We start from the raw sequence: 25,408 nt of genomic DNA on the forward strand, positions 1-25,408 counted from the left end.
GCGGGAATGACATATATACTTGTTGGTATACGAAGCTCAATTTGGAAAAGAGCAAGGCGTTTTGAAGCTTTTAACCGCAGCGTACATACTAGTACGTGAGGATTAAAAGCAAAAAACCACATAGCCAATTTTTCAAATTCAGCGAGTATACACTTATATCTCTGAAAGTTTCTTAGCCTCGTCATCTGCAATTAAAGCTTCAACAAACTCATCTAATTGTCCGTTTTTAACTACTTCGTCTATATTATAAAGTGTTAAGTTTATTCTATGGTCGGATACTCTTCCCTGTGGGAAATTATAAGTACGTATCCGTTCCGAACGATCTCCCGAACCTACCTGCCCTCGTCTACTGTCGGCTCTTTCTTGTTCTTTTTTGCGGCGTTCTTCCTCATAAATTCTAGCACGTAGAATTTTTAATGCCTTTGCTTTATTTTTATGCTGTGACTTCTCATCTTGCAAGGCTACGGTAATACCGGTAGGGATATGAGTGATACGTACGGCAGAATCGGTAGTATTAACATGCTGCCCACCAGCCCCTGAAGCTCTATAAGTATCGATTCTTAAGTCTTTATCTTCAATTTTAATATCAACCTCTTCAGCTTCAGGAAGTACTGCAACCGTTGCTGCCGAAGTGTGAATACGTCCTTGTGATTCCGTTTCCGGTACTCTCTGCACTCTATGAACGCCTGACTCAAATTTGAGCTTAGAGAATACATCTTTGCCTTTTATCGACGCCGATGCTTCTTTATAACCGCCTATTCCCGTATCGGAAATTGCTAATATCTCAAAACGCCATCCTTTTAACTCGGCATATCGTTGGTACATATTGAAAAGTACGGCAGCAAAAAGTGCGGCTTCTTCTCCGCCGCTTCCTGCTCTAACTTCAATAATAGCACTTTTACTATCCGCATCATCCTTCGGTAATAAAGCAATTTTTACGGCTCTTTCAAGTTTTGGTAACGAATTTTCAAGGGTGTGTATTTCGTCTTCAATCATTTCTAAAGTGGCATTATCAAGTCCCACTTCTAGCTTAAAATTATTTGCTTCTTCAAGCTCAGATTTAGCTTTATTATATTCTTTAATTTTTGCTACAACATCTTCAAGTTCGGCATATTCTTTAGATGCCTTAACAAACTCGTCTCCCATAATGCCGGAAGATAGTTTTTTGCCTAAATTTTCATATTTATCTAAAATTTTTGCTAAATTATCTGAAAAACTCATGTTATTTTTGATTTATTTTTATTATTGTCATACCGCGACTTGTGAGCTAGATCCAGATTAAAATACTATAATATTAGTATTTTAAATTGTTTTTATGGATCCCGTGGTCAAGCCACGGGATGACACAGAGGTGAAATTGATCCACATGGGCAATGCTCGCAATGACCATTTATATCAGCATCAAAGCGGGACTTTCTATAAACTTCTTAAATGCTGCCAAAAACTCAGCACCGACTGCTCCGTCTACTACTCGGTGATCGGCAGAAAGAGTTACGTCCATAATTGTTGCTATAATTACTTGATCATTCTTGACTATAGCACGTTTTGCACTAGCTCCAACGCCCATTATACAGCTTTGCGGTGGATTTATTATAGCATTGAAATTCTTAATACCGTACATACCAAGGTTAGAAATGGTAAACCCTCCGCCCTGAAATTCTTCAGGGGTTAATTTATTATCTTTTGCTTTCTTTATTAATTCTTTCATTTCACGAGATAGCTCTATAATGTTTTTTTGATTGGCATTTTTAACTATCGGCGTAACAAGCCCGTTCTCAATCGCTACCGCTACTGAAATATCGACATTATTGTAATACCTAATTGCATCTTCTCCCCAGCTAGCATTGGCATTTGGTACTTCTTGTAAAGCTTTGGCTACTGCTAAAATAATAAAATCATTAACCGATATCCTTGTTGATTTATCTTCAGAAAAAGATTTATTAATGTCTTCTCTTATATCTAACAATTTATCGACATTACATTCTATAGATAAATAAAAATGTGGTACTGTTTGTTTAGATTCAAGCAGACGCTTAGCTATAATCCTGCGGATATTATTATTTGGTACTAAACGATATTCTTCAGGATTTCTACTAACTATTTTATTATGAACAATGTTAGGAGTATATGATAAGATATCTTGTTTGACTATTCTACCGTGCGGACCGCTACCTTTCACGCTCTCAAGTCTAATATTTCCCATTTTTGCAAGTCTTTTTGCTAGTGGTGAGGCGAATATTTTACTAGCATCATGTTTTATAACTGCTACCTGTTCTTCTACCTTAGCTATATTTTCGTGGGGTTTTGGAAGGTTAGCATCTGTTTTCGGTGACGGTGATACATTATTATTTTTTGCAATAAACGCATCAATGTCCGTTTTTTCTTCACCCTCTTCGCTTAACACGGCAATTAAAGAGTTAACAGGTACATTTTGACTATTTTGTGGGATAACTATTTTGGCAAGTATACCTTCGTCTACTGCTTCTAATTCCATCGTTGCTTTATCGGTTTCAATTTCGGCAATTACTTCCCCGGGATTAACTTTATCCCCTTCTTTTTTTAACCACCTAGCTAGATTTCCTTCCGTCATAGTTGGAGATAAAGCAGGCATTAAAATTTTAATCGGCATAACTTATTTAGATTTGATTTTTTATTATTGTTTTAAAAAGCTGAGATCCCGCGACTTGATCGCGGGATCTCAGGATACAGCCTGTAATACAAGATCCCGTGGTCAAGCCACGGGATGACATCACAGCTATCACACCTTAATATCAGGGCTAACTATCATTATCATCTGCTTACCTTCCATTTTAGCATGCTGATCGATTTTAATGAGTCCTTCGAGTCCTAATTCTATACGTTTAAATAGTTCTTGACCGACCTCTTTATGAAGAATCTCTCGTCCCTTAAACCATAAAGAAATTTTTACTTTATCTCCGTCTTTTAAAAATTCTTTTATTTTTCTTAGCTTAGTTTCAAAATCACCTATACTAATATTAGGTTTAAATTTCATTTCTTTAAGTACGACGATTTTTTGCTTTTTGCGTGCTTCATGCAAACGCTTTTTGCTTTCGTACTTAAACTTACCAAAATCTAGAATTTTACAGACAGGGGGTACAGCATTCGGTGATATCTCGACTAAGTCAAGACCAGCTCTTTCCGCCATATCTAATGCTTCTCTAATATTTACGACGCCGTGCATTTCGCCGTTTTCGCCTACTAGACGAACTTCTCTAGCTCTGATTTCTCTATTAGCCTTAGGAAAATTATTTTTAGAAATAAAATTTCTCCGTATTATGTTTGTAAATAAATATATATTGCATTTAACTTATTTTATTTAAAATTACAAGTAAATAAAATATTTTATCTTTAATTTTATTTAGAAAGTTTTAAAAAAAATTGAAACTACAAGACAAATTCCAAATATTAATAAACAGATTCGTGTTAATTTAGCGACTCTTTCCTGTATTTTCAAGTTTTTTAGGTCTATAGCATGCTTATGAGCTTGTTCTTTTTGTGCCATATGCATTAATTCCTGTAAAGTACCGGGATAAATACTCTCATACTCACTGATTAAATCAATTGGCGGTAATATATGTTCAAATTTTTTACGGTAAAAATTATTATCAGGCTCGTTTACACTAAAAGTCTTAGCATAACCTTTATTTAATCTATTATTTTTGTTAAAAAAACGTTTAGTCTCTTTCATATTCCTTTTTTATTTTTTGAAATGTATATAATATATTACTTTCAACTATTTTAAAATAATCAATTAATTGCGTTTCTTTTTTTTGCTGTTGTTTGGAGCTTTTCATATTTATTATATTCTTTAGCTCTGCATATACTAGTTTTATAAAACTTTGTTTCATTGATTATACTAAATTTATAAAATCTTTTTTTGGTATTAGTGGTTCGCCCCTAAAATTTATAGCATTATTAAATTTATTGCAACAGCTTATGAAATTTTTATCACATCCGGCAATAATTTTTACTTCCTCGGCATCTTTGGCAGCATCCGGTATAATATCCTCTAATATAATCAAATCACCGAAATTACTTAGAACTTTACTGTTAAAATGATTTTCGCCGAATATAATTTGACCGCCGTTATAATAGCCGTTTTCTTTATCTAAATCTAGTATTCTTAAACTTTCCTTGAGCATTTCTTTAACCTTATATATACCGCTATATAAAGCTTTATCTATTTTGCATTTACTATCTCCAAAAACTGCTCTACATGTTTTGCTATATCGATTAATTACAGTCTGATTATATTTTACTGTTTCGGGTTTTAAATGTATTTAAAAGTTTAAATCGTATTTTGTATATAAAGTGCAATAATATGTAACGAAATGCTCAAAAAGCTTGTCAGTATATATTATTATTTTAACAATAGAATTATTTAAATCCATTGCCGTCGTAATGCCGTTTTCTTCAAAAATACCTTCAATGATTATATGGTTTTGTGCGGAATCGTTAAATTCTGCTTCTTTTAAATCTAAACCGGAATTTGGTAAAAAAACTCTCTATTCACTTTTTATAGCATAGTCATTATTTGTTAAGTTTAATTCCTCACCGCTAGCTAGCTTAATTTGAAAACAATAAACAAAATTCGTAAGCTTTGTAATTACCTCTTCAATCGCAATACTCATATAATCACCTCCACTAACTCTATGTTGGATAATTCTATAGAACCGTCATTACAATAAGAATATTCAAAACTATCTATACTAAATCTAACTGCTACGTCAAAAGTAAAATCAGCAGTTAAAATTACATCTTGACCTAAGGGACTTGGTAAGGTCACTATACCATCGTTGTAATCTACAATGCCCATAGCTCTTACATTATTAATATATAGAATTACACTATTATTAACCGGTTTAGTGATAACTCGTTCGTAAGGAGCAATAGAATCGCTATATATATTCTTTAGCTGAAATTTATTTAAATTGCCGTCACCCTTAGCAATCATTCCGTTCGTTACTTTATAATCGGCATAATCCCTAAAAACCTAAAAGCAAAATTACTTCCACGTCTTGCTTTAAAAAAGCTATTAAACTGCTTAAATTCAGAGCTACTTAATCTAGTATTTTTGATTAAATATTTTTGGCAACTGTAATTGCGGTCTAAATGTCTTGCTTCTCTACCTGATTTAGTTATAGCGTGAGAAGTAGAAAATTCCGGCTTTCCGACCGCAAAACTTTCAATAAATTCCGGCATACGTATATCGTGAAAATTCATAAGATACCTAAATTATTATATTTGTATATGTCATTCCTGCGAAAGCAGGAATCCAGGAAAAATAAACACAAATACAGCAAGTTTTTGAAATTAAAAGCTCGATTTATCTCGCTTTATGCTGGATTCCCACTTTCGCGGGAAGGCATTGTTGCGTGGACCGGTTTTCCCGTCATTGCGAGGAAAAATTGAAAATTTTGACGAAGCAATCCAGTAAAAAATGCTATAAATTAGCATTTTTTTTTTATTATTTTTGCTGGATTGCCGCGTCGCCTACGGTTCCTTGCAATGACAATTAGGTATCTACGCAGACAATGCTGAGCTAAGTATGACACCTAGAACCTTTCAACAATGTCTGATAATTCATTATCAGTTTTGTACTGACTAAGTCTTTGCTAGTTTGAAATTCTATTTTATTTGCTTTTATCCCTGCAACATTTTCAAATGAGTGATGCTCTATTTTATCGCTTATTTTGCTAGCAAGGTTTAGAGCAATATTACGATTTTTATCATTAGTAAAGATACATATTTCAAATTCCAGCTGTATTATATTTTGTACATTAGTAGATATATTATTAACATTCAATATATTAACAAGTAAGAATGGGCATTTTGCATCCTGAACAACGGAAAAATATATTTTATTAATTTCAGTTTTTATTTCATTATCATTTATAAGTAATTTATACAAACTTAGCTGAAAATTATAGATAAAATCATGATACATATATTTCCAACGCTATTATATTTAAAAATTTACTTTTTTCTTCAACATTAATAATCCGTTTAATTTCAAATTCCCGTTCTTTAAATAAAATACGCATTTTAGTAGTGATGTTTTTTATAAATCTTATTCTAAATAAAAAATATCCTTCCGTTATTATATGTCCGAAGCTTATATTTTCTAGAGCAAGAAATTTACTATCACATAACGGTTTGATTTCGGCATAGATTGTTAATTTCTCTACCCATCTATCCTCTTCCATCCCCTCTCCTGCGATATTTTCTAAAAATTTAATTTGATGCTGAAAATTTTTCACTACTGTTTTTGTCATTTTATTACCTTGTTAAATTAAGCGGGGTGTCATGCCGTGGCTTGACCACGGCATCCAGTCTTTTTATCAGGTGATTTAACTGGATACCGTGGACAAGCCACGGTATGACAATAAATGCCATATTTCCCAAATTTGTATATTGCGATAAGGCAAATATAAATTTTTTACCTCTTTGGAAAACCCAATACAATTCGTAGTTTGACGATCATACATCTCGGCAATATGTAGCATTATTCCGTGTTTTATAGCGTGCGGAATATTTTTTTTATCGTAACCGCTTATATATTCTACCGTCAGCTCTTCATTACTTAATGCTTTATTTAGAGTTAAAAGATTCTGCTCAATCGCATAATCATCTGCCGTTAAGTCATTTTCTTGGTCTTTAAATTTTTTCTTTATCTTTGTTATTTTTATTAATGGGTTATATTTAAATAAAAACTCTTTTTTCCCTGAAATATTACAAATAAACTTGATTTGTTTTAAGATAAAATTTAGCTTAGTAAAATTCTCTGCTGCTGTGATTGCCGCATCAATTAATCCGATTATTAAATCATCATCATAACTAGCCTCCACCCGCATATAATTCTTTACCTGCTCTAAACTCCACACTTCTTGCGGAAATGTTTTTATGATTTGAAAATTGTTTTTTTGGATACCGTCGTCAAGCCACGGTATGACATCGAACGTGTTTTTAGATTCACGCAACAATGCCTCCTCGCAATGACGAATTATCTAACCAAACACGCCAATCTTAATAGCTTCTTGGTTTACCACATCACCCCCTACTCTCTTCACTGCATAAAACTTTACAAAAGGCTTTTCAGTGTAAGGATCACGCATTATATTAATACCGCTTCTATCTACTATTTTATAACCTGTTTTAAAGTCACCTATCGCTATAGCATTTCCCTTTTTATCTATAGGCGGCATATCGGAGCTACAAACTACCGGTATTCCAAATATTGTTTGCTTAAACGAATCTGATAGTGATTGCTGCCAAATAAAACGCCCTTGATTATCTTTAAGCTTCTGTACTTCGGACAAAGTAATACGATTCATTAGCAAAGTTGCATTTGTTAAATATTCTTCCTTAAGCGAATTTATAAAGTCAAGTAACCCATCGGCGGTAATTTTATTACCCATCTTAATTTTCTCGATTTTATCATGGTCAGGCGATAAAATACCTCTAGGTTTTTTTATGCCGTCACCGTTTATAAACGCATTATTTTCCATTTTAACGAAACTATCACGCAATCTTTCACCTAACCAATTTTCAACCCTAATAGTCGCATCATCAAGTAGTGCTTGGCTAGCTTTCGGCTGTGCATATAGCTCATGAACAAAAATACGCTGTTGCTTTAACTTCGCTGCCGGAGTTTCTTCTCGTGCTTCTACCTCCCCAATCCAGCCACTACTAAATTTACCGTCCTCGCTTATTATATCAAGGGCATTTGTAGAAATCGTTTCAGTCGAAGCAAGTCCTCTCATTGGTGATCTAGCATTTATTTCGGTGATGATACTGTTATATAAAGTCTGTAATATTAAAACGCCGCCTGCTTCAGTACTACTATTTAGGGATGATTTTTGCATAAGCCCGGTATCTTCGCCTTTACGTACATAATTAATGAAAGCTGTTTTCTGTTCTTGTTCTTCTATATTTACACTATTTGGTCTTTCTAAAATATTTTGCATATTATATAGCTTTTCCTCTAACTCATTGATTTTATCGTTATATTCTATTTCTTGCCCTTTAGTGATATATAAGATTTTAGCACTTTGATTAGCTGGAAAAGTAACAATACTTATCTCTAAAAGCTCTGCTTCGGTAATTACCCTCTGCCTTGCATCATTATAAACCAAGTTTTTTATATAAAAGCCTATAGATAATCCATCTATTGCTCCTTGCTTTATTAGCTCTATCGCTTCTACTCCTGCTTTGACTTTATTATTTATCACCGCTTCCATTTTTAAACCGTGGTCATCTTCAGCCAAATGAGTAATAATTCCGATAGGTTTTTTACTGTCATGTTGCCAAAGAAATTTTACGTTATGGTGAGAAGCATTTGCAAAAGCTCCTTTAGAAATTAAATCGTTATGATGATCGGCAATATTATAAACACTCGCATAGCCGATAATTACTACCTCATTATCGGTTACAGATTTTATTTCCATATTATCGAAAGTTTGATTGCTGTAGATTACTTTTTTCATATATTTATTACCTATTTTCTGTTGTCACCCCATGACTTAATCACTCGGTGCATTAATTAAGATAATATAACTGAAAAAATGCTAGCACTAAGAGGTGGGTGTTGCATGGATCGAAAAATACGGTGTCATCCCGTGGCTTGACCACGGGATCCATAAAAAAATTTAAAAAGACTGGATCCCGCGATCAAGTTAGCTAGGATGACAGGAATAACATTCAAGATATCAAACATTTACTATCATCAGTAGATTTTGTACCCATCAAAGGTACTTCTTCAAGTTTTTCGGCTTCTTCTTCCGGCATTTCAAAAGATAATAATGTTGAATAGGAATATTCAAATTTACAAAAATGCCATGCTTTATCAAATTGCTCATTGCAGTCTTTAATAATTTTTTTTTTAATCTCATCACCTATGTATTTAAAATGACGATGATAAAATAACATATTAGAAGTAATAGTAATAGCGATACTATCTAGCTGTTTTTCTAAACATTTAGTATTAGTAATCATTCTTAAAGAAATATTTTGGCATGATTTATATCCAAGTTTTTGACCTATTAAAATAATATAATCACCAAAAACTAAATCCGGTAAAATATCGTAAATAGTACCGCTATAATAAAGCTGAGATAGAGGCAATATCGCCTCTTCTTCACCAAGTAATATCGCACAGGTTAAATTTTCTACTGCTGACTCAAACAATAGATTAACTGCTTTTTTAGTATAGGAAGGCCATTTATCGTGAAAAACAAAAAACATTTCCTGCAGCCTTAAACCTTCCTTAAGCAACTGATTTACCGGTGATAGATAAAAGATTTTATTGTTTTTCAAGATATATACCACAATATATTACATCGTTAAACAAGTACATCCACTGCTATCATGTTTGTTATAATAGTTGTCTTGACCAAGTGTTAGAATTTGGTCATTTGGTGCTTCATGAATGATAGAGCTTGAAGGGATATAACTAGTTGAGCGTTTTATTTCGCCATTAGTATCTTGTGTTTTAGTAGTGTGGTTAATATTAGTATTTGGCAGTGGTGCTGAAACAGTAGAGATAGGCGAAAATGTTGATTCCGGAATACAGAGTATATCTGTTAAATTAGTATTCATTAGATGTTTATTGAAAGCAAATTCAGCATTACTTTTCATTATATAATTAATGCCCATTTGATATATACCTTTGGTATTTAAAATAGAATTAGCACAAACGGTAGTTAATTTTTTAAACTCTTCTGATAAAGCATTATCACTTTTATAGGAAGTATTTGTACATTTAATAGAATCAAGTTTCTTCCCTATTTCTAGGATAAAATCTCCTTTAGTATAATTTTTTTCTACCAACCAGCCATTATAATAAAACTGAGCAAAATAGTAAGCTGCATCTCCTTGACCACAAACTAACGCCTCTTTTAATTCTTTATGCAATTCAATTATAATGTCTATATTATCGTTTGTTATTATTAGTATATTGCTTCCTGAATTTGTAAGAGGCATTTCAACATTTTGTAAATAATCTGATAATGCTTCTTGTAACATTTCAAAAGAAGTGAGTAGTTTCTTTTCTATTTGTTTATTTTTCTTTTTTATCATTAAATTTCATTCCTTTATTTTTTTTAAGATATGGTACAGTTTCCTGCCCCGAGTAGTGTAGAATAATCGTGCTTAGTATTCTCTCTATATTCTTCTATTGGTTCTAGAGTTATAGGTTGAGATTGGGTTAGATGAGTAAATTCATTTAATTCTTTATTGATTTCTTCTTCAATAGAGTCTTTGATTTCTTTTTTTCTTATTTCTTCTTTATGTTCAAAAATACTTTCATCGGTAATTAATTGATATTCAGGCGGTAACTCGATATTAAACTCCTGTATAATTGTTTTTAAGTTAGTCAGGCTCAAATATTCAGGAACGGAAATTTTATGCCATTCCCCCTGCACTGCATTCATATATCCTTTTTCTATTATAGCTAGTTCCATAAGTTCAGAATAATCGGATATTCCAAAATCTTTTAAACACATAGAATTTGTTAATTTACTGTAATGTAAAAATTTTCCTATATTAGCTACAATTTTTATTAAATTACTTAGTCGTTCATTATTAATTCCAAGATGATTTCCATTTTTATAAAATTCAGATAAATATGCACAAGCATCTTCGCTTCCTAAAAACATAGCACCTTGAAAATATAATATAGCGTTTGTATATAATTTTTGTTGTGTAAAAATTACCTCTTCCACTAAAGCCTGCTGATAAGATTCTTTACCTTTTTTATATAAATACTCAGGAGTTAGTTGTATAAATTTTTGAGCTGAAATAAGAGTTTCTTTCATAATCCATATCCCTATGATATATTACAATAATTATCTCCTGAGGTTATTACCTCATCTTCGCCTGTAGGTATTGAGGATACAAGCTCTGAATAATCTATTGGTACATATATACATGGGAGTCTATCAAGAGTGAGATTAAAATCGTCGATAATTTTATCCTCGTTAACTGCGAAAGGATTGTTGCTATTTTGCTTTTGACATAGTTCAATAGCTTTTACATGAGCAACAACACTTGGTTTGAAAAATTTTTCATTAATTTTTACTGACAATAAGGAGGTATTTATACATTTTTCATTATTAAGTTCTCTGCCGACTAAGACCATAATATCTCTAAATTGTGTTATATTTATATTCTTAAGTTCATAATCAGGCATTTTTTTTATTACTTCATCATATAATTCTACTAAACCTTCACATGCGTTATTATTACCCGTAAATAATGCACATTTAAAAGTTTTTTCAGTTTTTAAAAAATCTTCACTAATATTACGAGAAGAAAACTTTTTAAATTCGTTTAATTGCTTATACGCATTTATTAAAAACTCTTGAGACTTAGAGTTGCTATTCTCTTGGGGCATATTAATATTACCTTGTTAAATTGGAGCTTAAGTAGAAGTTAACAAAAATTAAATCTACAATTTAAATTTAGTAATATTTTTGCTAAAAGAAAAGTTCGGCAGTGGAAAAAGAGATTATTTTTTTGGAAGGTAGTTGCAATATTATTCTGCCGGTACTATCGATATCTTTAAAAAGACCGGTTACTATATCATTTTGATATTTAACGCTAATATTTTTATGTAACTTATAAGCATGTTCTAACCATTTTTTTCTAATAAAAGAAAAACCGTTATTATGCCAAATTTGATAATATTTTTCAAAATTCTCTATTAATTTTTCAAGTAAAGCTTGTGGTTCTATAGGAGGTAGATTTTCGCTTATTAAGCTAGTAGTAGGCTGGTCGATATTATCAGGGTGATAGGTGATATTAATACCGATACCGATAATAAGGTAATAATTATTTTCTACTTTAACGGATTCAAGAAGTATACCGGCAATTTTCCGACCGTTCACGAGAGCATCGTTAGGCCATTTTAGTTGTATAATGTCATCCTCACCTCTTATGTCATTCCCGCGTAGGCGGGAATGACATAGAGAACTATGGGAGTGACATAAAGAGGCTATACTCTCATAAACGGCAAGTGCTGTAACAAAAGATAATTGCGGTAATAATTCTAGCTCTTTATCAGGCTTTATTAGTAAACTTACATGTAAGTTACCTACCCTAGACTGCCAGTTTTTACCGCTTCTTCCTCGTGCTTTGGTTTGAGATTTAGCAAGTACTGCATAGTTTGAATCAACTATTCCCCTTTTAGCAGTTCTCATAGCCTCAGAGCTTGTACTGTCTATTTCATCAAAAACAATTAGTTTAAATTTACCGATATTCATTTTTTTATTAGTTGTCATTAAGCCTACTCGATGTCATTCCCGCGAGGCATTGTTGGGTGGATCAATTTTATCTCTGTAATCCCGCGACTTGATCGCGGGATCCAGTTAAAAATACCAAAATTATTAGTATTTTTATTGTTTTTTGGATACCGTGGTCAAGCCGCGGTATGACACCGAACAGATTTTTCGGTCCACGCGGGAATGACATCGAGTAGGTTTTACCGATCCATACAACACCGTCGGCTTGACAGCAAGCAAAATCTAATCACCCCCTACTTACATGACTTCTGGCTACACTATGTTTGCTTTGAATTTTTGGTGCTTCGCTTTTACTTTTAGTTATAAAGCTTTCTAAATCTTGTTTAGTAAATTTAAACTTAGCAATATTTTCATCAAAGGTTTTAGTTTTATCAAATCGTACATCTTTATTTTTATCTATTCCAAGTACCTCAATGAAACTATCTTTTATTTTACTTGAAGCAGCAGGATCGTTTAAGGTATACAGCAAAGCTTTCAATGAGTTTGTATCGGCTTTTAATGTATTATTACGACTAGTTGCAGCAATAATTACATATTCTTTAAGCTTTTAATTTAATTCTTTTTCGTTTAATGCTCCGGTTTTACAAAATGATACTAACATTTTTGCTTTATCATCATGATTTTCGATAATTCCTTCTTGCCATTTAGAAGTATTATTTTCTTTTGACGGAATAAACATTTCTAATAATTTAGTTCCAAATGTTTTATGTAGATTTTTATTATCATAAACTTCATAAACATTTAGTAGAAATTTTTGATGGTCAAATGTTTTATCTGCTTCTTTGCCAAGGTCATGATTATTCAAATGTTCTCTAGTTTGACAATATCCTTTAATATGCAAATAATCAGAATATTTTTGTGCATCTTTGAAATTCAAAGTATCTATTCCGGCAGTATCTAAAACAACAGTGTTTAAAGCATTCTCACGTAACTGCTCGTTAGTTTCTCTTAGAGTTTCGGTATATTTAAATTTTCCTCCTACTTTTGCAAGAGTCTTAAATAATACATCAGCTAAAAACTTTATGATATCACTTGGGTTTTCAAATTTTTTTGCACTATATATAGCAATATTTGCATCAGCTTCCATACCCGTACCAAAAGCCATAGCTAGAGTTCTACCTTGCTTTTTAGCTAAGGTAATCTCTTCCATATTATCGGTTACTTCTTTTATATCAAATTCCGGTTCATTGCCTTTAAAATATTTTGTCGGTATATTATCTCTATATACGCCGTCGACATGAGTTTCTTGAGCCTTTTTAATATCCTCTAAATTCATAATTTTATTTTATTAAGTTATCTTCTACAAACTTCCAGTTAATCATATGCTTAATAAATATGTCAACATAATCAGGTCGTTTGTTACGATAATCAATATAATAAGCATGTTCCCATACATCACATGCAAGAAGCGGCTTCATACCGTTTGCTATAGGTGTACCGGCATTAGCGGTTTTTATAATTTGTAACCTATTATCGTGATATACAAGCCATGCCCAGCCGCTACCGAACTGCCCTACTGCCTCTTGCTTAAACTGTTCGCAAAATCCTTCAAAACTACCGAAATCTTTATTAATTTGTTCTAATATTTTACCGCTTGGCTTACCTCCGCCCTGTGGCTTTATTGAATGCCAAAAAAAGGTATGATTCCATATTTGGGCTGCGTTATTAAAAATAGCCGCATTTGAGTTTTGAGATGACCATTCTATTATTTCTTCTAAATCTTTTTTTTGTAATTCTTCTTTATCTTTGAGTAAATTGTTTAGATTTTGTACATAAGCATTATGATGTTTACCATGATGATAATCAAAAGTCTCGGGAGTAAAATGTGGTTTAAAACTCTCTTTGTCATAAGGTAAATCAGGTAAGATAAAAGGATATGAGGTTTGATTAGATTTGTTGCAATAGGTCATGTTATTTTCTCCTAGGTTGGTTTTGGCTTTTTAATGTCATTCCCGCCTACGCGGGAATGACACTAGAAATATAATAACTTATAAAAATCGGAAGCTAAATAAAGCGATCCGGTTATTATAATATTTGCTTTATTATCACCGTTTATCTTCTTTATATCACTAATCGCTTCTTCGAGTGAGTCGCTTTCGCTAAAATCAATCCCGCTCTTTCTGCCTTCCAAATTTATTGTTTCTGCACTATGGCTTAGTGATTCGGATAAAACTTTAACACCGTAACCTTTAATTGTCAAACCCTTAAAGTAGGAACAAAACTCCTCGATATTCCTATTTTTAGTCATACCGAGTATTAAATATATCGGTGATTTTAAATTATCACGAATCCAATTTGCCAAAACTTGAGCTCCGCTATTATTATGAGCTGCGTCTACCCAAATTTGAACATTATCACCTATTAATTTAGAATATTTTTTCGGTTCTATTTTTTCGATTCTAGCCCGCCAAATAGTATTTTGCAGTCCTTTAGAGATAATTTCGTTGCTAATATTAAATTGTTTATTTATCAAACTTATTAAAGCAATAACGCTTGCAGCATTTATTAATTGATGATCACCGAGTAGTGAAGGAGTCGGAAACTCATAACTAAAATTTCGTGATGAATAAATAAATCCGTTGTCCGTCTTTTTAATACCGAAATCATATTCATAACAAAAACTCGGTACCTCTAACTCTTCAGCCTTTGCAAATAATGTTTCATAAACTTCCAAAGCTTGCATACTTATAACACAAGGAACGCAAGGCTTCATAATACCAGCTTTCTCAACTGCTATTAGGGGTAATGCATTACCAAGCCTATTCATATGATCATATGAAATAGGCGTAATTAAAGTAATTAACGGTCGTTCTACTATATTTGTTGCGTCTAACCGACCGCCTAGTCCCGTCTCTAAAATTAATATATCGGCTTTTGTTTCTGCAAATGCTACAAATGCTGCTGCCGTAGTACCTTCAAAGAAGCTAGGTTCGATATTAAATTTTTCGCTTGCTAACCTTACCTCCTCACAAACCTGCCATAATTCGTTATCCGAGATTTTCTCACCTGCTACTACGATTCGTTCATTAAATTCTAATAAATGAGGAGATGTATAGCAATGTACCTTATAACCGGCAAGCGTAAAGATGCTTTTAAGCATAGCACTGCTTGAACCTTTACCGTTTGTACCTGCTATATGTATGACGGGAGGAAGCCTTAAATGAGGGTTACCTAAGGCTTTTAAAAGTCTTGCTATATTTTCAAGATCATATTTAATATTATTTTTCCAGGTCGGCACCGGAAAATGCGGCATTAGCATTTGTTACTGTTTTTTTCATGAATTATAGTTAGGATCAATGTCATTCCCGCTTTCGCGGGAATGACATCGAAATATTAAATCCAATCTGTGTAATCTTGATTTTTTTCCCATTCTTCTTCTAATTTTTTTTGTTCCCTAGATAACAAAGATTGCCGTTTAACATCTTCTGCTTTCAATTGTTTAATACGTTCCTGTCCCTCGACAAATAAACGTACAGCTTCATTAATTAAATCGTTTGGACGACAATGTAATTCTGCAGCTATCAATGTAATTTTTTCACTTAAATTGGTTTCTAAGTATATACTAGTTGGAGTGTTTTTTGTCATTTTATACCTGTACAACAATATTGATAATATAGATTATAACATATTATGTTATAATCTACACTATACTTGTATTTCACTACAGTCAAATTTTGAAGTTCATCGAGTTTTTGGTTTTACTATATTGATAAGTCCGATTAATAAGCCCGATTTAATTATTCCGGGTATTATAAAAAATAGTACCCCACTATAAAATGCTTCTTTTAATCCTAAAAATTTGGATAACCATAACCAGCCTAAACCCATAATAATCATATTACCGATTAAGCATAAAGTAATTTGGTTTAACAATTTATTAGAAGTAAAAATTTTATCTTTTAAGCTAGCCATAATATATACGGCAACTATGAAACCTGCTAGATATCCACCGGTAGTACCTAATAATATTGGTAAACCGCTAGAAAATTTACCAAATATCGGCACACCTGCAGCTCCTAGCGTTACAAAAGATAATACTGCTAAAGTACCGCTAACCCTATTATAAGTAAGCCCGATAAATAGTACTGCAACAGTTTGTAATGTTATGGGAACAGGCTTAAACGGTATTAATATTTGTGAACAAATAGTAAGTAATGCCACTCCTAAAACTATTTCTATTGCTTGCCTTTTGGTTAACGGTAGTGAGATTGAATTAAGTTGCATAAAATTACCTCATAATTTATTTTTAAGTAATTACACTAAATAGAATTATATAATGTTCTTGTCAATAATATAAAAATGAAAATAAAAATTTATAATGATTTAGGAGTTTCAAAAGAAAGTATTAAGCATTGCGTGCATAACTTAAAACTTTATGCTCCAAAGTATGAGGTAGATTATATTACTGCACAAGAAATTATAGACGAAAAGTGTTTTCAAAATATCTTATTACTTATTTTACTCGGTGGAAGAGATTTATACTATGTACAAAAATTGCAAGGCAAAGGAAATGATAATATAAAAAATTATTTTAAAAATGGCGGTAATTTTCTTGGAATATGTACCGGTAGTTATTATAGCGGCAATTATTTAGAATTTGCTAAAGGAACAAATATAGAGGTTATAGGTGAAAAAGAATTAAAGATTTTCAATGGAACGGTTAGAGGACCATTGCTTGCTCCTTACTACTATAATTCAAATAAAGGAGCAAGAGCCGCTTACCTAAAAATAAATCCAACACTTAATTTAAATATTAAGGATTGTTATGCTTTTTATAATGGTGGTGGATATTTTGTTGATGCAGAAAATACTAAAGATACTGAAATAATAGCAAGTTATGAAAATAATAAACCTGCAATAATAAAATGTACTTGCGGTGACGAGACAGCTATTTTAAGTGGAGTTCATCTTGAATATGAGCCTGCACTCATAAAAAATCAATCTCTTAATAATATTCGTAAAATACTAAAAGCTCATGATACGGAAAGAATCAAATTATTAAATTATATATTCAAAAATCTAAATCTGTATAATAGCTTGGAGGGGTAAAGCCAGGGATTCTATCTTGTAATAATAACCTAAAAGCCGGTCTTGATTTAATTAGTGAATACCAATGTTTGATAAGCGTCCATTTATCCCAATAAATCTCACCGAAATAATCAAGTACCGATAAGTGACAGCTTGCGGCAATATCGGCAATAGTTAGTGAATCCGATACAAGATAACTTCTTTTTTCTAGTAAAGAAGTTATATATTCCAAATGATAATTCAAATTATTTTTTGCAGCACGTAAAAATTCGGTTCTTGGGCTGCTCATTTTAGCAATTGATCTTATAACTTTTTCATTGATGATAATCTTAGTAACTTCACGATAAAATTTATCGTTAAACCAAAAAAATAATCGTCTAATTTCGCAACAAATATCAATATCTTCATCTAAAAAATTAAAATTCGGATATTTGCTATTAAGATATTCAACAAAAGGATAAATACCTACCACAAATAAGCCGTATGATTCTTCTAAAATAGGCAATGTTCCGGCAGGATTTATTTTTAAGAAACCTTTATTGAATTGCCAATAATCTTCTTTAATCGTAGTAAATTCTATATCTTCTTCTTTTAAGAAGACACGAGCTTGTCTTGAAAGAGGACAAATAGGATAATGATATAACTTTTTCATTAAATTTGTGTCATAGTAAGTTCTAGGTCATTCCGTGGCTCTTGCCCTATGTTGTACGAACACTTCGTATGTCATTCCTGCGAAAGCAGGAATCCAAAATAATGAACCTACAAGAAAAACAAGTTTTTTGTAGATTTACTAGATTCCTGCTTTCGTAGGAATGACATAAGGACCACGGGATAACAATAAGGTCTATAAGCCGGATTCTGTATGAATATAAATTCATTGCAGTTATTTATCTAGGATAAACGTTACCGTTTACCTCAAGCGATCTACCCGCATTACAAGCCGGCTAGAGATAACCCGGGAACTTGATAAGTTCTGTAACGCCTATTTGATCTTGCTCTTGGTGGGGTTTACCATGCGTAATTTGTTACCAACTTACCGGTACGCTCTTACCGTACCTTTTCACCCTTACCGAATATACTCGATGAACTTCAAAAATTGGCTACGTCGTTCTACAAGTACTACGGTACTCACGTATTAAGTATACGCTCCGTTCCTCGTCTTGTGAACTCCTTGCTCTTTTTGAAGTTGATCTTCGTATTCATATTCGGCGGTATATTTTCTGTGGTACTTTCCCTAAAGTAATAATACTCTGCCGGAGGTTAACCGGCACCATACCTCTATAGAGTCCGGACTTTCCTCGTGATTATATCATCACGCAACTGCACGACCGTTTAGAATTATGGTCAATTTTCTTAAATTAGTCAATAACATTTAGAAAAAGTTCAATTAACTTATTAAGTTCTGTGAAAGTTTCTAATTGATTTGCTATTTTGAGATATTTTTTAGCAAAAATTAATAAGATTTTTTTGAAAATTTGACTTTTGTACACAGAATATAATTAAATTAATAAGTATAATAACAAATTTATTAATAAATTTAAAATTTCAACTATTTTATTAAAGATATTCTTAATTTAACATTGCTACTATTTTTTTCATACTGTATAAAAATATGTATTTAATGCTCCTAAACACATAAATTGTTAGCAAATTTTGATATATGATATGAAAAAATTAATTTATTATTTTGGCAGTAATGGTAGTGAGGGAAACGCTAGCATGAAGAATGTACTTGGTAATAAAGGTGCCGGTCTTGCTGAAATGTCTAATCTAAAACTACCTATTCCTGATGGTTTTACAATAACTACAGAGCTATGTAATTACTTTTACACCCACAATAATAACTTTCCTAAAAATTTTCAAAACGACTTAAAAAAAGCTATCACCGAACTTGAAATAACTACCGGTAAAATTTTCGGCAGCACAAGCAATCCCCTATTATTATCGGTGCGTTCGGGTTCTACGGTTTCAATGCCTGGAATGATGGATACTATCCTTAATCTTGGAATGAATAACGAAGTGTGCAATGCTCTTGCGGATTCCTGTGGTGATAAACGATTTGCTCTTGATAGTTACAAAAGATTTCTAGAAATGTATGGTTCAACGGTATTATCTATACCTAGTGATCTATTTGAACAAATTTACGAAAAGCACAAGATTCAAGCCGATATTCATAAAGATAGCGATATTACCGTAGAATTATTAGAAAAAATTATTGAGGATTTCAAACGGTTGCATATTAAGTATACTAAGCAACTAATTAATGATCCTTATGAACAGTTAGAATCAGCAATTAAAGCGGTGCTACATTCTTGGATGAGTAATAGAGCGGTTATATATAGAAAAATCAATAATATTTCGGAAGGTTTCGGTACGGCTATTAATATCCAAGCAATGGTTTTCGGTAATTTAGGTAAAACTTCAGCTACGGGAGTTGCTTTTACTAGATCACCTTCTACAGGAGAAAAAAAGCTCTTTGGAGAGTTTTTAATAAATGCTCAAGGTGAAGACATAGTATCGGGAACGAGAACACCTATGCCTATTATTGCAAATGATTCAAATTCTATGCAAGCAATGATGCCGGAAGTGTTTAAGGAATTATCACAAATTGCGAAAAAGCTTGAAGAACATTACTTAGATATGCAGGATATAGAATTTACTATAGAAAATAATAAGCTATATATCTTACAAACACGTACTGCAAAAAGAACAGCCATCGCTGCTATTAATATTGCCGTACAAATGGTAGAAGAAAAGCTTATTTCTAAAGAACAAGCCTTAATGAGAATCGATCCGGAATCATTAAATCAATTATTACATACAAGAATTGATTACAGTAAGGGGCTTACTTCTATTGCCGAGGGCCTCCCTGCTTCTCCTGGGGCTGCAACAGGTATTGCGGTATTCTCACCTTATGATGCCGAAAAATTATCTCATCATCATAAAGTAATTTTAGTACGCCATGATACTAGCCCTGAGGATATTAACGGAATGCATGTTTCTTCAGGTATTTTAACTATTAGAGGGGGAATGACTTCACATGCCGCAGTTGTGGCAAGAGGTATGGGGAAGCCTTGTGTTTGCGGTACAAGTAATTTATCTATAGATGAGAAAAAGCAAATATTAACAGCAGGCGACATAGTTATTAAACAAGGTGATATTATAACGATTGACGGAGGTAGCGGCAAAATCTTCTTAGGTGAAATGCTGTTAATTCAACCTACTTTCAGTGAGGAATCAAAATTAATTTTAGATTGGGCAGACGAGATTAGTAGCTTAAAAGTTCGTGCAAATGCCGAAACAGTTAACGATGCTTTAGTATCTATAAAATTTGGAGCTCAAGGTATAGGTTTGTGTCGTAGCGAACATATGTTTTTTGATAAAAATAAAATTCCTTTAGTAAGGGAAATGATTATTGCTCCTGATATAGAACGTAGAAAGCTTGCCGTGCAGAAATTATTACCTCTGCAAACTGAGGATTTTAAAGCTTTATTTAGAGTAATGAAAGACAAACCGGTAAATATTAGATTACTTGATCCGCCGTTACATGAGTTTTTACCTACCACCGAAGAAGATAAAAAGAATTTGGCAAATAGCTTAAATCTACCGTTATCCATGATTAATCAACGTCTTCATGCTATGCATGAAGTAAATCCTATGCTCGGTCACCGTGGATGTAGACTTGGTATATGTTCACCGGAAATTTACCAAATGCAAATTGAAGCAATTTTTACGGCTATTTTTGAGCTACATAAAAAAGAACATATAGAATGTAATTTAGAACTAATGATTCCTTTAATTAGCAATGTAGGTGAAATAAAAAAGCTTAAAATGGATATTTATGAGGTAATAGAGGAATTAGAGCAACGTTATAGATATAAATTTTCTTTTACGCTCGGTACTATGATAGAACTACCAAGGGCAGCACTCGGCAGTAAGAAAATAGCTAAGGAAGTTGACTATTTTAGTTTTGGGACTAATGATTTAACTCAGACTACATACGGAATTTCTAGAGATGATATTGCATCTTTCCTCCCATATTATTTAGAAGAGAAGATTTTTGAATCCGATCCATTTACTACTCTAGATGAAGAAGGTGTAGGAGAATTAATTGAAATTGCTATAAAACGAGGAAAAAGCAGTAATGCTAATTTGAAACTCGGAGCTTGCGGAGAACATGCAGGAAACCCTGCCTCTATAGAATTTTTTCATAGAATGAATTTAAACTATGTTTCTTGCTCTCCATACCGTATCCCTATAGCAAGAATCGCCGCAGCACAAGCTAAGATTAAATACGGGTGATAAAGGCGTTGCCCGCATGGCTCTTTTATGTCATTCCCGCGAAAGCGGGAATCCAGAAAAAATATAATTGAAATCATCATATTCGCTTTACTAATCTTCATATTTTTTCTTTATACAAGAGAGGCATCGCTGCATGCTTATGATGATTTCTCGCACTGGGGGATATTTACTAAAGAATTGTTATATTTCGGTGTTTTTGAGAATCAGTCTTAGTTAACTTCCATTATTACTACTCATGCCCATTATCCAAGAGGTGCTGCAGTTTATCATTACTTCCTGCTTTCACTTTCAGGTTATTCGGACGGTAACGTATTATTTGCACATTTCTTATTACATTTAGCATTTCTAGCTCCTTTAGCCGCAAATAAGAAATTGTGGCAAACCGGTGTGTTGTTCACACTGTTACTTTGCAGCGTAGTATTATATACAACCGGAATTCGCTCTATATATAACGACAGCACCATCGGCTTAATGTTTGGAGCTATTTTTACGATTTATATACTTGAGGAAGACAAGAAAAAAGCATTATTGCTTATTTTACCTATTACGATATTGTTGGCCTCTTTCCGAGAAATTGGAACATGGTTTGCTAGTTTTGCTTCGATAATTCTTATAGCTCATTATACAATTTTCTATAAAAAACCTAAAAAATCAAGTGATTATATTATATATCTGATACTACTTACCTTACCAATTTTGTGTAATTTTATTTGGATGAGTTATTTTAAAAATACTCATGATTTTTTTGACAGAGGCGAACATAGTTTTAGCAATTTAATATATATTGTTGAAAATTTTAATGAACAGCATAGAGCATTATTACTAAATTACGGTAAATTTCTCTTGTTATTCTTAGTAAAAGAAGGAAGTTTAGTTGTATATACTATTTGTATAGCAGCATGGTACGGAATTCGTAAATATAAACCGGATTTGCTAAAAGAATATAAATTTTTTCTGATAAGTATGTTTGCTTGTTTTATAATTTTTGCCTTGTGGCGATTATATTTATATTTCTTTAACTTTAGCTATGAGGAGGCAATTAGAGGAGCCTCATTACTTAGATACCTTGGATGTTATGTTATAGCTATCGGAATGATTGCAGCTTCATATGTTAAAAATAGTATTTTCTTAAATAAGCAAAGTAATAAAGAATTATTTATATTCCTTCTGCTTCTTGCTGTTTCTACGTTTTCCGTAGTAAAAAATATATTAAGAATCAAACACTTAAGCTTAGAACAAAAGAATTTTATCCAGCAAACGACAGAAATTAAAAAGCTATTGAAGCAAGGAAATAAAATTGAATTTAATTTTAGCGGTAAGAAAGATAATTTACAATGTTATGTATTAAATTATAATCTAGCACCGTATTTAGATAAAAAATATTTATAAGAATGTATAAAAACCCCTAAAGAAGCGACGATAGAAACAGCAGAAGAACTATACTCTCCCTTTAAATAGCTTTTGGAGATTTGTTGCACAGCTCCTATGTCATTCTAGCTAAAAGCGGGAATCCATACTTTTTTGTTGTCATCCCGTGGCTTGACCACGGGATGACAGAGGTGAAATTGATCCACGCAAGAATGACATAAAACCAATATAGATTTTAACAGTTATGGATATAAAATATAATTTAGCTGCCGCTTACCGAATAATGGCGTATTTATCGCTGGATGATCATACTTATACGCATCTATCCGCAAGACCTAAAAATGCCGATTTTTACTATATTTATCCTTTTGGACTAAGGTTTGAAGAAGTAACTACGGAGAATCTTTTAAAAGTTAGTTTAGACGGAAAAATTTTAGAAGGGGAAGAATATCAATATAATAAAACCGGTTACTTTATTCATAGTAGTATTTATAAAGCACGCCCTGATATTTCTGCCGTTTTTCATTATCATACTCCCGCAAGCATAGCAGTTTCTGCTTTAAAATGCGGGCTTTTACCGCTCAGTCAATGGGCATTACATTTTTACGACAGAATATCATATCATGATTATAATTCTCTAGTACTAGATGCCGACAAACAGAGTAGTAGACTTGTTACTGATCTTAAACAGAATTATGTGATGTTACTTCGTAATCACGGTGCTATTACCTGCGGCAAAACTATTCATGAAGCTATGTTTTATACTTACCATTTAGAACAAGCTTGTAAAACACAATGTTTGCTAAATTCCACAAAAGAACAAGAGATTATAACTCCTTCCGTAGAAATATGTAAGCAGACGGTAAAAGACTTATTATCGTTTGAAGAAGATTTAGGCAAACGTGACTGGGAAGCGTGGCTACGACTTGTAAAGATGTAATCACAACACTACTATCCCGGCAGCTTTACTTGCTTGTTTTAAGGATTTATCAAGGGTTGCTATTGGTAACCCACAGCGTAATGCTAACTCTAAATAGCTAGCATCATAAAGTGTTAATCCATACTGCAACGCTAAATCCATTGTTTCAAACCATGTGTGCTCTAGGGTTATTTGATCAACTTTGATGTAAATATCTTTTAAAGTATAAATTTCTTGGTGGCGTTGATTGGAAGTAAGACGTTTTGCACGCTCTGCACATAATAATACATTTCCAATCTCAAGTCCCCAAATAGAAGGGACGATTGTTCCTTCCGTTATGGTTTTATCTAGTATATCCAAGCTTGCTACTTCATCCGGCATAAGCCATGATAAAGCTATTGAAGAATCTAAAACAAAAGAGACCATTTTTTACTTTTTACCCTCATTTCTGTAATTTAGCCATACTTCTAAATCCGATGGTTGTAAATTAATTTCTTTTGCAAGTTTCCGAAGTCTAAGAGCTGCAATGTTTGCAATCTCAATATTATTATGAGAATCAATAGGAACAATTTTTGCAGCAGCTTTACCTCTTAGTAATTAAAATTTCTTCGCCTTTACTAGCACGGTCTAATAACTTAGAAAAATGTGTTTTAGCATCAAAGGCTGTAATTGCGTTTTTCATATAATTAACTAGTTAATTATAACATATTTTAAATTCAAATGTCAAAAACTTTAATGCCTACAACCGCTACCGTGAATATGTGTAGGATGGAGTTTGATATGCTTTAGCATCTTTTTAAGGAGTGTATCACGCTTAAGTTTTGATACATAATCTAAGAAAGTTTTGCCGTTTAAATAATCTATTTCATGCTGAATTACAGTTGCTAAAAAGCCTTCTGCTTCTAGCTCTTGTTTATTACCGTTATAATCAAGATATTTTACCTTGATTGCTTTTGATCGTGTAATAGATGCTTCAATGCCTGGAAATGATAAAGAACCCTCAATAAAAGTTTGTTTTTCTTCCGAAAAATAAGTTATTTCCGGGTTAATAAAAACTATAGGCGATGATTTATTATTTTCATGTAGGTCAACTACCGCTATACGCTTTAATATTCCTACCATATTAGCCCCCAAGCCTACTGCCCTTTCTATATGTAAAGTCTGAAGCATTTTGTCGACAATAGTACGAATATTATCATCAACAATGTCTATATATTCTGCTTGTTTTTTAAAAAAATCGTTTGGTGCATAAACTATTTGATAGTAATGTTTCTCTTGATTCATTAATATACTCCGGATAAATGAAGAGTTATTTTTGCATTGCTAAATAAAGTTGTTTTATGGTGTAGTTTGGTCTTCCGATGTCATTCCCGCGTAGTCGGGAATCCAGTGCTTATAAAGCTTTTTAAAAGCTCGATTTATCTCGCTTTATCCTGGATTCCCGACTACGCGGGAATGACATCGAGTAATT

27 protein-coding genes, 1 other RNA gene and 5 pseudogenes are annotated in these 25,408 nt (G+C 32.6%); 5 read left to right on the forward strand and 28 right to left on the reverse strand.

What is annotated here, in order from left to right; all coding sequences use genetic code 11:
• Positions 1-153 precede the first annotated feature (153 nt).
• From prfA to AC5587_RS04720, 8 genes and pseudogenes are all read right to left on the reverse strand, one after another.
• On the reverse strand, positions 154-1,221 hold the full coding sequence (gene prfA, locus AC5587_RS04685; protein WP_499161925.1) for a peptide chain release factor 1: 1,068 nt from the start codon (positions 1,219-1,221) through the stop codon (positions 154-156).
• A 169-nt stretch (positions 1,222-1,390) separates the two neighbouring features.
• Positions 1,391-2,629: a pyruvate dehydrogenase complex dihydrolipoamide acetyltransferase gene (locus AC5587_RS04690; RefSeq protein WP_499161926.1), complete on the reverse strand. Its 1,239-nt coding sequence runs from the start codon at positions 2,627-2,629 to the stop codon at positions 1,391-1,393.
• 129 nt (positions 2,630-2,758) lie between these two features.
• A complete protein-coding gene (gene infC / locus AC5587_RS04695; protein ID WP_410527728.1) occupies positions 2,759-3,316 on the reverse strand; it encodes a translation initiation factor IF-3 in 558 nt (185 codons plus the stop codon).
• A 63-nt stretch (positions 3,317-3,379) separates the two neighbouring features.
• Complete coding sequence (locus AC5587_RS04700) at positions 3,380-3,709, reverse strand: DUF2335 domain-containing protein (protein ID WP_499161928.1); 330 nt, start codon at positions 3,707-3,709, stop codon at positions 3,380-3,382.
• Complete coding sequence (locus tag AC5587_RS04705) at positions 3,696-3,869, reverse strand: hypothetical protein (RefSeq protein ID WP_008580225.1); 174 nt, start codon at positions 3,867-3,869, stop codon at positions 3,696-3,698. Before AC5587_RS04705 ends, AC5587_RS04700 begins: the two co-directional genes overlap by 14 nt.
• A 3-nt stretch (positions 3,870-3,872) precedes the next feature.
• Positions 3,873-4,301, reverse strand: coding sequence for a phage/gene transfer agent baseplate hub protein (locus AC5587_RS04710; protein WP_499162994.1), 429 nt, complete (start codon positions 4,299-4,301; stop codon positions 3,873-3,875).
• Between the two features lie 123 nt (positions 4,302-4,424).
• A pseudogene (locus AC5587_RS04715) lies at positions 4,425-4,652 on the reverse strand (baseplate hub domain-containing protein); the annotation flags it as partial.
• Positions 4,649-5,244: pseudogene (locus AC5587_RS04720) on the reverse strand (phage distal tail protein, Rcc01695 family). The pseudogenes AC5587_RS04720 and AC5587_RS04715, both read right to left, overlap by 4 nt.
• Positions 5,245-5,271: 27 nt before the next feature.
• Here AC5587_RS04720 and AC5587_RS04725 point away from each other — a divergent pair.
• Positions 5,272-5,433: a hypothetical protein gene (locus AC5587_RS04725; protein ID WP_410527722.1), complete on the forward strand. Its 162-nt coding sequence runs from the start codon at positions 5,272-5,274 to the stop codon at positions 5,431-5,433.
• Between the two features lie 130 nt (positions 5,434-5,563).
• On the opposite strand, the gene AC5587_RS04730 is transcribed toward AC5587_RS04725, so the two are convergent.
• The 15 genes and pseudogenes from AC5587_RS04730 to AC5587_RS04800 all read right to left on the reverse strand — a co-directional run bounded on the left by AC5587_RS04730 (position 5,564) and on the right by AC5587_RS04800 (position 16,544).
• Positions 5,564-5,968, reverse strand: coding sequence for a hypothetical protein (locus tag AC5587_RS04730; RefSeq protein ID WP_499161930.1), 405 nt, complete (start codon positions 5,966-5,968; stop codon positions 5,564-5,566).
• Positions 5,958-6,296, reverse strand: a complete 339-nt coding sequence (locus AC5587_RS04735) for a phage head closure protein (RefSeq protein WP_499161932.1) — start codon at positions 6,294-6,296, stop codon at positions 5,958-5,960. Before AC5587_RS04735 ends, AC5587_RS04730 begins: the two co-directional genes overlap by 11 nt.
• 75 nt (positions 6,297-6,371) lie before the next feature.
• Entirely contained in the window at positions 6,372-7,004 is a 633-nt protein-coding gene (locus tag AC5587_RS04740; RefSeq protein ID WP_499161934.1) for a head-tail connector protein, read from the reverse strand.
• Between the two features lie 24 nt (positions 7,005-7,028).
• Entirely contained in the window at positions 7,029-8,507 is a 1,479-nt protein-coding gene (locus tag AC5587_RS04745; RefSeq protein ID WP_499161935.1) for a phage major capsid protein, read from the reverse strand.
• Positions 8,508-8,721: 214 nt separating this feature from the next.
• Positions 8,722-9,336 carry a hypothetical protein gene (locus tag AC5587_RS04750; RefSeq protein ID WP_499161936.1) on the reverse strand — a complete coding sequence of 205 codons (615 nt, stop codon included), beginning with the start codon at positions 9,334-9,336 and terminating at the stop codon, positions 8,722-8,724.
• An 18-nt stretch (positions 9,337-9,354) separates the two neighbouring features.
• Positions 9,355-10,098 (reverse strand): hypothetical protein, encoded by a 744-nt coding sequence (locus AC5587_RS04755; RefSeq protein WP_499161938.1) that lies wholly within the window; start codon positions 10,096-10,098, stop codon positions 9,355-9,357.
• A gap of 23 nt (positions 10,099-10,121) precedes the next feature.
• Positions 10,122-10,835, reverse strand: coding sequence for a hypothetical protein (locus tag AC5587_RS04760; protein ID WP_499161939.1), 714 nt, complete (start codon positions 10,833-10,835; stop codon positions 10,122-10,124).
• An 11-nt stretch (positions 10,836-10,846) separates the two neighbouring features.
• On the reverse strand, positions 10,847-11,413 hold the full coding sequence (locus tag AC5587_RS04765; RefSeq protein WP_499161941.1) for a hypothetical protein: 567 nt from the start codon (positions 11,411-11,413) through the stop codon (positions 10,847-10,849).
• A gap of 82 nt (positions 11,414-11,495) precedes the next feature.
• On the reverse strand, positions 11,496-12,281 hold the full coding sequence (locus tag AC5587_RS04770; RefSeq protein ID WP_499162995.1) for a biotin--[acetyl-CoA-carboxylase] ligase: 786 nt from the start codon (positions 12,279-12,281) through the stop codon (positions 11,496-11,498).
• Positions 12,282-12,348: 67 nt separating this feature from the next.
• Positions 12,349-12,489 carry a hypothetical protein gene (locus AC5587_RS04775; RefSeq protein ID WP_499163034.1) on the reverse strand — a complete coding sequence of 47 codons (141 nt, stop codon included), beginning with the start codon at positions 12,487-12,489 and terminating at the stop codon, positions 12,349-12,351.
• 57 nt (positions 12,490-12,546) lie between these two features.
• Positions 12,547-13,560: pseudogene (locus AC5587_RS04780) on the reverse strand (esterase); the annotation flags it as partial.
• A 40-nt stretch (positions 13,561-13,600) separates the two neighbouring features.
• Entirely contained in the window at positions 13,601-14,230 is a 630-nt protein-coding gene (locus AC5587_RS04785) for a superoxide dismutase (RefSeq protein ID WP_040255661.1), read from the reverse strand.
• Between the two features lie 62 nt (positions 14,231-14,292).
• Entirely contained in the window at positions 14,293-15,579 is a 1,287-nt protein-coding gene (locus tag AC5587_RS04790; protein ID WP_499161943.1) for a folylpolyglutamate synthase/dihydrofolate synthase family protein, read from the reverse strand.
• 74 nt (positions 15,580-15,653) lie between these two features.
• Positions 15,654-15,905, reverse strand: a complete 252-nt coding sequence (locus AC5587_RS04795; RefSeq protein WP_041077973.1) for a hypothetical protein — start codon at positions 15,903-15,905, stop codon at positions 15,654-15,656.
• A gap of 96 nt (positions 15,906-16,001) precedes the next feature.
• Entirely contained in the window at positions 16,002-16,544 is a 543-nt protein-coding gene (locus AC5587_RS04800) for a biotin transporter BioY (protein ID WP_499161944.1), read from the reverse strand.
• 75 nt (positions 16,545-16,619) lie between these two features.
• Between AC5587_RS04800 and AC5587_RS04805 the strand changes: the two genes are divergently transcribed.
• Positions 16,620-17,369, forward strand: a complete 750-nt coding sequence (locus tag AC5587_RS04805; RefSeq protein ID WP_499161946.1) for a BPL-N domain-containing protein — start codon at positions 16,620-16,622, stop codon at positions 17,367-17,369.
• Here AC5587_RS04805 and AC5587_RS04810 read toward each other — a convergent pair.
• Both AC5587_RS04810 and rnpB read right to left on the reverse strand, forming a co-directional pair.
• The gene (locus AC5587_RS04810) at positions 17,332-18,000 is read right to left on the reverse strand and encodes a glutathione S-transferase family protein (RefSeq protein ID WP_499161948.1); all 669 of its coding nucleotides are present in this window, start codon (positions 17,998-18,000) and stop codon (positions 17,332-17,334) included. The two genes, AC5587_RS04805 and AC5587_RS04810, sit on opposite strands and share 38 nt — an antisense overlap.
• A gap of 179 nt (positions 18,001-18,179) precedes the next feature.
• Positions 18,180-18,684: RNase P RNA component class A (rnpB, locus tag AC5587_RS04815), an RNA gene on the reverse strand.
• Between the two features lie 329 nt (positions 18,685-19,013).
• Between rnpB and ppdK the strand changes: the two genes are divergently transcribed.
• The 3 genes and pseudogenes from ppdK to AC5587_RS04830 all read left to right on the forward strand — a co-directional run bounded on the left by ppdK (position 19,014) and on the right by AC5587_RS04830 (position 23,958).
• Positions 19,014-21,650, forward strand: coding sequence for a pyruvate, phosphate dikinase (ppdK, locus tag AC5587_RS04820; RefSeq protein ID WP_499161950.1), 2,637 nt, complete (start codon positions 19,014-19,016; stop codon positions 21,648-21,650).
• Positions 21,651-21,671: 21 nt separating this feature from the next.
• A pseudogene (locus AC5587_RS04825) lies at positions 21,672-23,108 on the forward strand (hypothetical protein); the annotation flags it as partial.
• 154 nt (positions 23,109-23,262) lie between these two features.
• Positions 23,263-23,958: a class II aldolase/adducin family protein gene (locus AC5587_RS04830; RefSeq protein WP_499161951.1), complete on the forward strand. Its 696-nt coding sequence runs from the start codon at positions 23,263-23,265 to the stop codon at positions 23,956-23,958.
• Here the strand turns inward: AC5587_RS04830 and AC5587_RS04835 are convergent, their stop codons facing one another.
• The 3 genes and pseudogenes from AC5587_RS04835 to def form a co-directional block, all read right to left on the reverse strand.
• Positions 23,959-24,363 carry a type II toxin-antitoxin system VapC family toxin gene (locus tag AC5587_RS04835; RefSeq protein WP_499161953.1) on the reverse strand — a complete coding sequence of 135 codons (405 nt, stop codon included), beginning with the start codon at positions 24,361-24,363 and terminating at the stop codon, positions 23,959-23,961.
• Between the two features lie 3 nt (positions 24,364-24,366).
• Positions 24,367-24,619, reverse strand: a pseudogene (locus AC5587_RS04840) (type II toxin-antitoxin system Phd/YefM family antitoxin).
• Positions 24,620-24,669: 50 nt separating this feature from the next.
• Entirely contained in the window at positions 24,670-25,221 is a 552-nt protein-coding gene (def, locus tag AC5587_RS04845; RefSeq protein ID WP_499161955.1) for a peptide deformylase, read from the reverse strand.
• Positions 25,222-25,408 lie beyond the last annotated feature (187 nt).

This window comes from Rickettsia endosymbiont of Hedychridium roseum (assembly GCF_964028255.1).
Lineage (GTDB): Bacteria > Pseudomonadota > Alphaproteobacteria > Rickettsiales > Rickettsiaceae > Rickettsia > Rickettsia asembonensis.